Genomic DNA, 12,398 nt, shown 5'->3' on the forward strand with positions numbered 1-12,398 from the left:
CACTCGCATTACGAGATTGGCCTATGGTGTAACTGGTAACACGTCAGTTTTTGGTACTGAAGAGTCTAGGTTCGAGACCTAGTGGGCCAACAAAAAAAAGCTTCCTTATTATAAGGGAGCTTTTTTATTTTAAACGATTTTTAAATCTTATATTTTAAAGGTTATTACTGGTCTTTTGGCATGGCTTACTAAGTCTTCGCTTATACTTCCATTAAAAAAGTGAGCAATACCTTGTCGTCCATGGGTGCTTATTCCAATTAAATCAGCATTTGCTATTCTAGAAAAGTTAAGAATCCCTTTTTCTATTGTTTCATCATTATAGATGTTTATCGTGTAGTTGTCAAAGGGGTTATTTCCAATAAACTCTGACATCCTAACCTTTGCAGCGGCAGTTGTAGTAAAATTGCTAGGCGTATTGACATTAAGTAGATGTATTTTAGCGTCAAGTATTTTGGCTAATTTGACTGCTTGTACATAGGTTTCTTTATTGTCGTTTTTAAAGTCGGAAGCAAATACAAATTCTTTGATATCAAAATGGTGGTGTTCGTTTTTGATAACTAGTACGGGTATTTTTGATGTGCGGATTACTTTTTCGGTATTAGATCCGATAAATAATTCTTTGACAACTTCGTCGCCATGCGACCCCATTACAATTAAATCGACCTCATGCGTATTGCAGGTGTCAACTATACCTGTCGCGATTTCGTTAAAGTCTACCGTTTCATGAACGGTTAATCCGTTTAGGTAATCTTGGGCTAATAATGTTTCAAATTTTTTGTGTGCCAATTTCATAAAGAAAACCGCTTCAGGTAGTTCTGTTGGTGGAGAGTTTCCAGCAAGATTATAAAATGGTAGCTCTAACATGTGAAGCAGGATTATTTCGAAATCATGTTTCCTTGCTAATTGGGCAGCAACTTTTACGGCATTTTCGGCTTCTGGAGAAAAGTCTGTTGGAACGAGTATTTTTTTCATATTATCATTTTAGTTGGTTAATAAAGAACTCCTTATAAAGTTAGTAATAAAAAATGAATTTTAAAAAGTTATGAAAATCAATAAAAATATGTATATTTGCAGCGTTGTAAGAGGAAAACAGGAATTGAGGGGACTAAAGTCCCCTCTTTTTATACTTAAAAATGTTTATAAATACAGTAAAAAGTTTATTAGAAGAAGCCCTAACAGAGCGCCAAGATCTATTTTTAATAGATTTTAGCATGACTGGAGATAATGCTATCAATATAATTATTGATGGAGACGATGGGGTTAAAGTTGAGGATTGCATTTTTATTAGCCGTGCAATAGAGCATAATATAGATAGAGAAGAACATGATTTTGCTCTAGAAGTTATGTCTGCAGGGGCTGCTGCTCCACTAACCTTGCCTAGGCAATATCCTAGACATGTTGGTAGAACATTAGAAGTGACGACTGCAACGCAAAAGATGGAAGGGACCTTAACAGAGGTGAATGACGATGTTTTTACTTTAGAGTGGAAAGCAAGAGAGCCAAAGCCTGTTGGAAAAGGTAAAGTTACCGTTAATAAGAAAGAAAATATTGCCTACAAAGATGTTGTAGAAGCAAAAGTTATAATAAAATTTTAATTCAAGTAGAGTTATGGAGAATATAGCGTTAATTGAATCTTTTTCAGAGTTCAAGGACGACAAGTTTATTGATCGTGTCACCTTAATGGCTATTTTGGAAGATGTGTTTAGAAATGCATTGAAGAAAAAATTTGGAGATGATGATAATTTTGATATTATTATAAACCCAGATAAGGGGGATTTAGAGATTTGGAGAAATCGTGTTGTAGTTGCGGATGGAGAGGTTGAAGAGCCAAATCAAGAGATATCGTTAAGTGCGGCAAGAAAGATTGAGCCAGATTTTGAAGTAGGAGAGGATGTGTCACAGGAAGTTAAGTTATTTGATTTAGGTCGTCGTGCTATTTTAGCGTTACGTCAAAATTTAATCTCTAAAATTCACGAACACGATAATTCTAATATATTCAAGCAGTTTCAAGAGCTTGTTGGAGATTTATATACGGCAGAAGTGCATCATATACGTCACAGAGCAGTGATCTTGTTAGATGATGAAGGGAATGAGATTATTCTTCCAAAGGATAAACAAATTCCATCTGACTTTTTTAGAAAAGGAGATAACGTTAAAGGTGTTATTGATAGTGTTGAGCTTAAAGGTAATAAGCCGACTATTATAATGTCTCGTACGTCGCCTAAGTTTTTAGAAAAACTATTTGAATCTGAAATTCCAGAAGTGTTTGATGGTTTAATTACTATTAAAAATATTGTGCGTATTCCAGGTGAAAAAGCAAAAGTAGCTGTAGATTCGTACGATGATAGAATTGATCCTGTTGGAGCTTGTGTTGGTATGAAAGGATCTCGTATCCACGGTATCGTAAGAGAATTAGGTAATGAAAACATTGATGTTATTAATTACACGACTAACTTACAATTATATATTACAAGAGCATTAAGCCCGGCAAGAGTGACTTCAATCAAGATAGATGAGGAAAACAAACGTGCAGAAGCGATCTTAAAACCTGAAGAGGTAAGTAAGGCGATTGGTAGAGGTGGTCACAATATTAGATTAGCTGGTCAATTAACAGGTTACGAAATTGATGTGTTAAGAGAAGGAGCTGAAGAAGATGTTGAATTAAGAGAATTCTCTGATGAAATCGAAGATTGGGTTATCAAAGAATTTAGTAAAGCAGGTCTAGATACAGCAAAGAGTATTTTAGAGCAAGATGTGGCAGATCTAGTCAAAAGAACAGACTTAGAAGAAGAAACTATTTTAGATGTTATTAGAATTCTTAAGGAAGAATTCGAAGATTAGCATATATTTGAGAAAAAAAGAAATTAGGTTAAAGGCAATTTATGGCTGAAACAATAAGATTAAATAAGGTATTACGTGAGCTTAACATCTCTCTTGATCGCGCTGTAGAATTTTTAGATTCTAAGGGTGTAGAGGTTGAGAAGCGCCCGACTACCAAAATTTCAGAAGAAACTTACAGTATTCTTTCAAATGAATTTCAAACTGATGCTAACAAGAAAATGGCATCACAAGAAGTTAATGAAGCAAAGAATAAGGAGAAAGAAGTATTGCGTGTTAAACGCGAAAAGGAACTAGAGATTAAGCAAAAAGCTGAAGAGGCTGCGAAAGCAGCAAAAGCAGCACAGCTTAAAAAAGATGAAGAGGTTATTAAAGCTTCTAAAGCGCTTTCTGGTCCTAAAACTGTCGGTAAGATAGATTTAGGTACGGGTAAAAAAGTGGCTAAGAAGGTCGAGGAAACTGCGGAGTCTAAGAAAGATGTTGTTAAAGCAGAAAAAGTATCTGTAGAAAAAGAAACACCTAAAGTTGAAGTCAAAGTAGAAGCGAAAGCTAAAACTGAAGAGAAGGCTAAAGTAGGTGCTAAAACTACTGATGCTCCGAAAGCAAAAACCGAAACTAAAGTAGAGGCTAAGACGGAAACTAAAGCTGCACCTGCAAAGGAAGTGGCTAAAGAAGAAACTGCCCCTCAAGAACCGGTTGAAGAAACGCTTAAAACAAAATATACAAAACTTTCTGGTCCGAAAATAGCTGGTGAAAAAATTGATTTATCTCAGTTTAATAAGCCTAAGAAAAAGAAAGAAGATCCTAAAAAGGATGATAACGCTAACAAAAGAAAGCGTCGTCGTATTTCTAAGCCTGGAGATAATAACAACAGGTCTAGTTCTGGTCCTTCAAGAGGTAATGATAGGTTTAAAGGAAAAAGACCAGGTGGGCGTAAAGCAACACCAGTTGTTAAGACGGAACCTACTGAAGAGGAAGTACAAAGACAAGTACGTGAAACCTTAGAGAAACTGCAAGGTAAATCTTCAAAAGGGAAAGGTGCAAAATATAGAAGAGAGAAAAGAGATCAACATAGAGAGCAAACAGAAATTGATCAACAAATTGAAGCGGCAGAAAGTAAGATTCTAAAGGTTACTGAGTTTGTTACGGCAAATGAAATAGCAACGATGATGGATGTTCCAGTAACACAAATTATCTCAGCTTGTATGTCTTTAGGTATGATGGTGACAATGAATCAGCGTTTGGATGCTGAAACTATTGCTATTGTTGCAGAAGAATTTGGATATAAAACAGAATTTGTAACGGCAGATATCGAAGTGTCTATTGAAGACGTTGTTGATAAACCAGAAGATTTAAAACCTCGTGCTCCAATTGTTACAGTAATGGGACACGTTGATCATGGTAAAACATCTTTATTAGATTACATACGAAAGGAAAATGTTATTGCAGGAGAATCTGGAGGTATCACACAGCATATTGGTGCCTATGGGGTGGAACTTGATAATGGACAAAAAATAGCATTCTTAGATACGCCGGGTCACGAAGCCTTTACAGCGATGCGTGCACGTGGTGCTCAAGTAACAGATATAGCGATTATTGTTGCTGCAGCGGATGACGATATTATGCCTCAGACTAAAGAAGCAATATCTCATGCACAAGCGGCGGGTGTACCAATCGTGTTTGCAATAAACAAGATTGATAAGCCACACGCTAACCCAGAAAAGATTAAAGAAGGTTTAGCACAAATGAATTTACTAGTAGAAGATTGGGGTGGAAAAATCCAGTCTCATGATATTTCTGCAAAAGTAGGGACAGGTGTTAAAGAATTATTAGAAAAAGTATTGCTTGAAGCAGAATTACTAGAGCTTAAGGCTAATCCTAATAAACCAGCAGTAGGAACAGTAGTAGAAGCCTTTTTAGATAAAGGTAGAGGTTACGTATCTACGGTATTAGTACAAGCGGGTACATTACGTGTTGGAGATTATGTTCTTGCAGGTAAGAATAGTGGAAAAGTAAAAGCAATGCAGGATGAGCGTGGTCATGATGTCGAGGAAGCTGGACCATCAACGCCAGTATCTGTATTAGGTTTAGACGGAGCACCTCAAGCAGGTGATAAGTTTAATGTCTTTGCTGATGAGCGTGAAGCTAAGCAAATTGCTACTAAACGTACACAATTACAACGCGAACAAGACGTAAGAACAACTAAAACATTAACGTTGGCTGAAATTGGTCGTCGTATTGCTTTAGGAACGTTTAAAGAGCTAAATATTATCCTTAAAGGAGATGTGGATGGTTCTGTTGAAGCATTAACAGATTCTTTCCAAAAGTTATCTACTGAAGAAATTCAGGTTAACATCCTTCATAAAGGTGTAGGTGCCATTACAGAAAGTGATGTATTGTTAGCAACAGCTTCAGATGCAATAATCATTGGATTTAATGTGCGTCCTGTTGGAAATGCACGTACAATAGCAGATAGAGAAGAAGTTGATATTAGAACATATTCTATTATTTATGATGCTATTAATGATCTTAAAGATGCTATGGAAGGTATGTTATCTCCAGAGTTGAAAGAAGAGATTACAGGTACAGCAGAAATTAGAGAAATGTTTAAAGTATCTAAAGTAGGTACTATTGCAGGGTGTATGGTTATGAATGGTAAGATCTTCAGAAACTCGCAAATACGTCTTATTAGAGAAGGTGTTGTAGCTTATACAGGAGTCTTGGAATCGTTAAAACGATTTAAAGATGATGTTAGAGAAGTATCAAAAGGTTACGATTGTGGTATGCAAATTAAGAACTACAACGACATTAATGTCGGTGATGTTATTGAAGCTTTCCATGAGGTGGAGGTTAAGAAAAAACTGAAGTAAACCTTAAGTTATTATATAAAAAAAAGCGATTCATTTGAATCGCTTTTTTTATGTTTATTTGTTAGCGTAAGGCTCTAGTTTTTTTCTTTTAATGGTTTAAAAATAAAAGCATCTCTAAATTTTTTCTGAACCTCTACTAGGGCACGATCAGCTTCTAATCGAGATCTGAAACTGCCAACCCAAACCTTGTAGTCTGGAGCTTCAAAAACTAACTGAGAACTGTATTTGCCTACAGAACCATTAAAGTTAGATTTGGTGCTTTCCGCCCTACCTAAATTACCTGAATAGATTTGTATTTTATATCTATCACTGTTTTTTTCGTTGCTATTTATTTCTTTTTTCACCTTTAATAAATTGGCAATTGTAGGGTCTTCATTTAGTATTACTGTTCCCTGTTGCGAGTAGCCTACAGCCGAAAAACCAATTGTAATTAAGGCAGTTAGATAAAAGGTTTTTATTTGTATTTTCTTCATTTATAAACGGATTTATTGCAAATGTATAAGTATTAAACTAAAAAGGCACCTGTTTTATTATTTAGAATATCTCTAAATTAGCAATTAAGACTTCTTTAAGATTTCTAAAATCGACTTTAAGTATTACTTTTGTGAAAGGTATTTTTCAACTGTATTTTGTAAACATAGATGAAAAAACCATGCCAAAGTTTAGAAGTAAATTCAATGTATAATATGAAACAGGTGATTCACCGTAAGTTAAGTCGTAACAATCTTCGTTTAAGCTTAATTTTTTTACTAACATTTTCAACCTCACTTTTCGCTCAAGAAGGCGATGCAGTAGCAGGTAAGTCTTTATTTAATGCTAATTGTATAGCATGCCATAAGTTAGATAAAAAAATGACAGGTCCTGCTTTACGTAAAGTAGAGTCTCGATTAGCAGAAGCAGAAGGTTTAGATAGAGAGTGGTTGTATAACTGGATAAAGAACAGTTCAGGGGTAATTAAATCTGGGGATGCTTATGCGAATAAGATTTATTCTGAGTTTAATGGTGCAGCCATGAGTGCTTTTCCTACGTTAACAAATGCCGATATAGATAATATTTTAGCATATACTGCTACGGAGCCAACAGTGGTGACTCCTCCATCGGGAGATCCAACGGTTCAAAAAGGGGGTGGTTCATCTTCTTCTGAGGGTGGTATTTCTAATAAAATAATTTTAGGAGCTTTAGGTGTGTTGTTTGCATTATTGGCAGGGGCTTTATTTTTAGTAAACAAAACCTTACGTCGTTTTGCTGATGCAAAAGGGGTTTCTTTATCGGAAACTTCAAAACGTACACCAATTTGGAAAGCGTTTGTTCAAAATCAATTTTTAGTATTTATAACAGCTATTGGTTTGTTATTAGCTAGTGCGTATTTTGTTTACGGTTTCTTAATGCAAGTTGGGGTTAATCAAGGTTATCAGCCAATTCAACCAATACATTATTCTCATAGAATTCACGCAGGTGATAATGGAATTGATTGTAAGTATTGTCACTCTTCAGCTAGAGTAAGTAAGCATTCAGGAATTCCTTCTTTAAATGTTTGTATGAATTGTCATAAATCTATTTACGAAGTAGCTCCAGAAACATTAGCTGAAGGTTTAGCTGAATATGGTAAGAACTATAATGACGAAATCAAGAAGCTATATAGTGCTGTAGGTTGGGATGATGCAGAACAGAAATATACAGGAGAGACGCATCCCGTAAAGTGGATTCAGATTCATAAATTACCTGACTTTGCATATTTTAATCACTCACAACACGTTGTTGTTGGAGGTGTAGAATGTCAAACATGTCACGGACCTATTGAAGAGATGGAAATAGTATCTCAGCATGCACCATTAACAATGGGTTGGTGTATTAATTGTCACAGAGAAACTGACGTTAAGGTAAAAGATAACGCGTATTATACTAAAATCCATGAGCAATTGTCTAAGAAGTATGGCGTAGAAAACCTTACTGCTGCGCAAATGGGAGGATTAGAATGTGGTAAATGTCATTACTAGATAGCTAAGGTTATCAAAGTAGACAGTGAAGTTTAAAATAAATAATAAAGAAATAAATTCAATTATATAATATGTCATCAAACAAGAAATACTGGAAAAGTGTTGAGGAGCTAAAAGATAGTTCTATTGTTGAGACGCTAAAACAAAACGAATTTGTTCAAGAGATTCCTACTGATGAGTTCTTAGGTGATAAGGATACATTAGAGGCGTCTTCTACAACACGTCGTGATTTCTTAAAGTATGTTGGTTTTAGTACTGCTGCTGCATCATTGGCAGCGTGTGAAGGACCAGTAGTTAAGTCGATTCCTTACGTAGTACAGCCAGATAGAATTGTTCCTGGTGTTGCTAATTATTATGCAACAACTATAGCTAACGGTTTTGATTTTGCAAGTGTTTTAGTAAAGACTCGTGAAGGTCGTCCAATTAAAATTGAAAACAATACTTTAGCTGCTACCAATGGTCATGCAAATGCTAGAGTTAATGCTTCAGTTTTAGATTTATATGATAGCACAAGAGTACAAGGTCCTAAGAAAGGTGGAAAAGACATTTCTTGGTCTGATTTTAGTGCTGAAACTACTCAGTCTTTAGAGGCTTTGAGGGATTCAGGAAAGCAAATCGTACTATTGACACAAACATATGCAAGTCCTTCAACATCTAAGTTAGTTGCCGAATTTACTGAGAAATATGGTAATGTAAACCACGTGGTTTATGATGCTGTTTCTGAGTCGGCTGCATTAGATGCTTACCAAGCAATGTATGGTGAGAGAGGGTTAGCTAATTATGATTTCTCTAAAGCAATGACTATTGTGTCTGTAGGTGCAGACTTTTTAGGAGATTGGCAAGGTGGAGGATTTGATTCAGGATATTCTGTAAAAAGAATTCCGGATCATGGTAAAATGTCAAGACATATTCAATTTGAATCTAACATGTCATTATCTGGTGCAAACGCAGATAAACGTATACCATTAACCCCATCACAACAAAAATTAGCATTAGCTCAATTACATAGTTTAGTTACAGGTGGTTCAGTAAATGCAAGTGACTTACCAGCAAAAATTAAGGAAGCTGTCCAAAAAGCGGCATCAGAATTAATTAAAGCAGGAAGTAATGGTGTTGTGGTAACCGGTATTCAGGATGTTAATGCACAAACTGTGGTTTTAGAAATAAATACTAAGTTAGCAAGTAAGGCTTTTGACTACAATACACCGATAAAAACACGCCAAGGAAATAATAAGGCGGTACAAACTTTGATTTCTGATATGAAGTCGGGTAAAGTGGGTGCTGTTATTATGAGTGGTGTTAATCCAATGTATACGTTACCAAATGCGAATGAATTTGCAGAAGGTTTAAAAAGCACAACATTATCAGTAGCGTTTACTTCTAAGGAAGACGAGACTGCTTCAGTTGTACAATATATAGCAGCAGCACCCCATTATTTAGAATCATGGGGAGATGTTGAATTAAAGAAAGGTCATTTTGCATTAATGCAACCAACAATAAGACCTTTATTTGATACAAAACAATTTCAAGAGGTGTTATTAAAGTGGACTGGGAATACTAGTACTTTAAATGAATACATTAAGACCAATTGGAAAGAGAATATCCTTAATGGCGGGTCTTATAACCAAGCATTACATGATGGTGTTTTTGTAAGTGGTTTATCTATTACAGAAGCGTTATTAGAAGTAGAGGCGGAAGAAGTGGAGATTGAACAAGATGAAGTTCCTGCAGGGAATTCTGCAAGAGCATTAGCGGATTCTGTTACAAAGGTAGGGGTTGAGTTAACATTATATTCTAAGGTTGGAATGGGAGATGGTCAACAGGCCAATAACCCATGGTTACAAGAGTTTCCAGATCCGATTACTAGAACGTCATGGGATAACTATTTAACAGTATCTAAAGCGGATGCTGAAGCTTGGAACATTGTCAATGAAAATGATTCTACTGGGGCTTTAGACGGGAGTTATGTGACTTTAAAAGTTAAAGGATCTAAAGATTTAACTGTACCGGTAATTATTCAGCCAGGTCAAGCAAAAGGATCTGTAGGGTTAGCATTTGGTTATGGTAGAACAGCTGGTCTTAAGGATGAAATGAAAACGGGAGTTAACGCGTTTACATTATATAACGATTTCAATACTGTTCAAAGTGTATCTATTGAACTTGCAACTGGAATGCATGAATTTGCATGTGTACAGTTACAAAACACGTTAATGGGGCGTGGAGATATTATAAAGGAAACAACATTAGAGATTTTTAATACTTATGATAGTCAAGATCATAAGCATGGGTGGAATAAAATACCAATGGTATCTTTAAACCACGAAGAAACTCCAGTAACGTCTCCTGAAGTTGATTTATGGGATGAATTTGATCGTTCAATTGGACATCATTTTAACTTGTCAATTGATTTAAATGCATGTACAGGATGTGGATCATGTGTTATTGCATGTCACGCAGAAAACAACGTGCCAGTAGTTGGTAAAGAAGAAATTAGACGTAGTCGTGATATGCACTGGTTACGTATTGATAGATATTATTCATCTGAAGATACATTTGCTCAAGATGATGCTAAAAAAGAAGGATTCTCTGGTTTATTTGGAGATAATGGTTCTTTAGGAGGTTTTGGAGAATTAGAAGATCCTGCGGATAATCCACAAGTAGCATTTCAACCAGTAATGTGTCAACATTGTAACCATGCACCTTGTGAAACTGTTTGTCCTGTTGCTGCAACAGCACACGGAAGACAGGGACAGAACCATATGGCTTACAACAGATGTGTTGGTACAAGATATTGTGCAAACAACTGTCCATATAAAGTAAGACGTTTTAACTGGTTCTTATATAATGGAAATGACGAGTTTGATTACCACATGAATAATGATTTAGGTCGTATGGTAATTAATCCTGACGTGACAGTACGTTCTCGTGGTGTAATGGAAAAATGTTCTATGTGTATTCAAAAGACACAAAAAACCATTCTAGACGCTAAACGTGATGGACGTGTTATTAAAGATGGAGAGTTCCAAACAGCTTGTTCTGCTGCCTGTGGTAGTGGTGCAATGATTTTTGGAGATATCAACGATAAAGAAAGTAAAGTTGCAAAACTATACGAAGATGATCGTATGTATCACTTATTAGAAAGTGTTGGTACTAAACCTAATGTTCAGTATCATACTAAAGTAAGAAACACGAAAGAAGCATAAAAAGATTAATTAATAAACAATTATAAAGGATTATGGCGTCTCATTACGAAGCACCTATTAGAAGACCTTTGGTTACCGGTGAGAAATCTTACCATGATGTAACTGTAGATATCGCAGCTCCTGTAGAAGGTAAGGCTAACAAACAGTGGTGGATTGTATTTTCTATCGCACTTGTAGCTTTTCTTTGGGGAATAGGTTGTATTATTTATACCGTATCAACGGGTATTGGAACTTGGGGATTAAACAGAACAGTAAACTGGGCTTGGGATATTACTAACTTCGTTTGGTGGGTTGGTATTGGTCACGCAGGAACATTAATTTCTGCAGTACTTTTATTATTCCGTCAAAAATGGAGAATGGCAATTAACCGTTCTGCAGAAGCGATGACTATTTTCTCTGTAGTTCAAGCAGGGTTATTTCCAATTATTCACATGGGGCGTCCATGGTTAGCATATTGGGTATTACCAATACCAAACCAATTTGGATCATTATGGGTTAACTTTAACTCACCATTACTTTGGGATGTATTTGCAATTTCAACTTATTTGTCAGTATCATTAGTATTCTGGTGGACAGGTTTATTACCAGATTTTGCGATGTTACGTGATAGAGCTGTTAAGCCTTTTCAAAAGAAAATATATAGCTTATTAAGTTTTGGTTGGACAGGTCGTGCAAAAGATTGGCAACGTTTTGAAGAAGTATCTTTAGTGCTAGCAGGTTTAGCAACACCATTAGTACTATCTGTACATACAATTGTATCTTTTGATTTTGCAACATCTGTTATACCGGGATGGCATACAACAATATTCCCGCCATACTTTGTGGCAGGTGCAGTATTTTCTGGTTTTGCAATGGTAAACACCTTATTAATTATAATGAGAAAGGTATGTAGTCTTGAAGATTATATTACTGTACAACATATTGAGTTAATGAATATCGTTATCATGCTTACAGGGTCAATCGTAGGTGTGGCATATATTACGGAATTATTCGTAGCATGGTATTCTGGTGTAGAGTATGAGCAGTATGCTTTCTTAAACAGAGCAACGGGACCTTATGCATGGGCATACTGGGCAATGATGTCGTGTAACGTGTTTTCACCTCAGTTTATGTGGTTTAAAAAGTTACGTACAAGTATTATGTTCTCTTTCGCTATTTCTATCGTAGTAAATATCGGAATGTGGTTTGAACGTTTTGTAATTATTGTAACATCATTACACAGAGATTACTTACCATCTTCATGGACAATGTTCTCACCAACATTTGTTGATATTGGAATTTTTATCGGAACAATAGGATTCTTCTTTGTACTATTTTTATTGTACTCTCGTACATTCCCAGTTATAGCGCAAGCAGAGGTTAAAACTATATTGAAGTCTTCTGGAGATAATTATAAAGCTATCAGAGAAAGAGGCGATAGTTTAGTAGGAACAGGAGCTGATGCTAGAACGTCAGTAGTGAATAATAAAGAAACTAATAATTTAAAGTAG

At 35.7% G+C, this 12,398-nt stretch carries 8 protein-coding genes and 1 tRNA gene; 7 read left to right on the forward strand and 2 right to left on the reverse strand.

Annotation, left to right across the window (positions count from 1 at the left end; translation table 11 throughout):
* The first annotated feature begins 17 nt into the window (after positions 1–17).
* Positions 18–90 (forward strand) — tRNA-Gln (locus E9099_RS09105).
* A gap of 57 nt (positions 91–147) precedes the next feature.
* On the opposite strand, the gene E9099_RS09110 is transcribed toward E9099_RS09105, so the two are convergent.
* The gene (locus E9099_RS09110) at positions 148–972 is read right to left on the reverse strand and encodes a universal stress protein (RefSeq protein WP_136583341.1); all 825 of its coding nucleotides are present in this window, start codon (positions 970–972) and stop codon (positions 148–150) included.
* Between the two features lie 161 nt (positions 973–1,133).
* Between E9099_RS09110 and rimP the strand changes: the two genes are divergently transcribed.
* From rimP to infB, 3 genes are read left to right on the forward strand one after another with little or no spacing between them, the layout of a single operon-like run.
* Positions 1,134–1,595: a ribosome assembly cofactor RimP gene (rimP, locus tag E9099_RS09115; protein WP_136583342.1), complete on the forward strand. Its 462-nt coding sequence runs from the start codon at positions 1,134–1,136 to the stop codon at positions 1,593–1,595.
* Positions 1,596–1,608: 13 nt separating this feature from the next.
* Positions 1,609–2,841, forward strand: coding sequence for a transcription termination factor NusA (gene nusA / locus E9099_RS09120; RefSeq protein WP_136583343.1), 1,233 nt, complete (start codon positions 1,609–1,611; stop codon positions 2,839–2,841).
* 41 nt (positions 2,842–2,882) lie between these two features.
* Entirely contained in the window at positions 2,883–5,708 is a 2,826-nt protein-coding gene (gene infB, locus E9099_RS09125) for a translation initiation factor IF-2 (protein WP_136583344.1), read from the forward strand.
* Positions 5,709–5,782: 74 nt separating this feature from the next.
* On the opposite strand, the gene E9099_RS09130 is transcribed toward infB, so the two are convergent.
* Positions 5,783–6,181 carry an SPOR domain-containing protein gene (locus E9099_RS09130; RefSeq protein WP_136583345.1) on the reverse strand — a complete coding sequence of 133 codons (399 nt, stop codon included), beginning with the start codon at positions 6,179–6,181 and terminating at the stop codon, positions 5,783–5,785.
* A 213-nt stretch (positions 6,182–6,394) separates the two neighbouring features.
* On the opposite strand from E9099_RS09130, the gene E9099_RS09135 reads away from it, so the two are divergent.
* The 3 genes from E9099_RS09135 to nrfD all read left to right on the forward strand — a co-directional run bounded on the left by E9099_RS09135 (position 6,395) and on the right by nrfD (position 12,398).
* Positions 6,395–7,705, forward strand: coding sequence for a c-type cytochrome (locus E9099_RS09135; RefSeq protein ID WP_136585164.1), 1,311 nt, complete (start codon positions 6,395–6,397; stop codon positions 7,703–7,705).
* A 71-nt stretch (positions 7,706–7,776) separates the two neighbouring features.
* The gene (locus E9099_RS09140) at positions 7,777–10,908 is read left to right on the forward strand and encodes a TAT-variant-translocated molybdopterin oxidoreductase (protein WP_136583346.1); all 3,132 of its coding nucleotides are present in this window, start codon (positions 7,777–7,779) and stop codon (positions 10,906–10,908) included.
* A gap of 32 nt (positions 10,909–10,940) precedes the next feature.
* A complete protein-coding gene (nrfD, locus tag E9099_RS09145; protein WP_136583347.1) occupies positions 10,941–12,398 on the forward strand; it encodes an NrfD/PsrC family molybdoenzyme membrane anchor subunit in 1,458 nt (485 codons plus the stop codon).

This window comes from Psychroserpens sp. NJDZ02, assembly GCF_004843725.1.
Classification (GTDB): domain Bacteria; phylum Bacteroidota; class Bacteroidia; order Flavobacteriales; family Flavobacteriaceae; genus Olleya.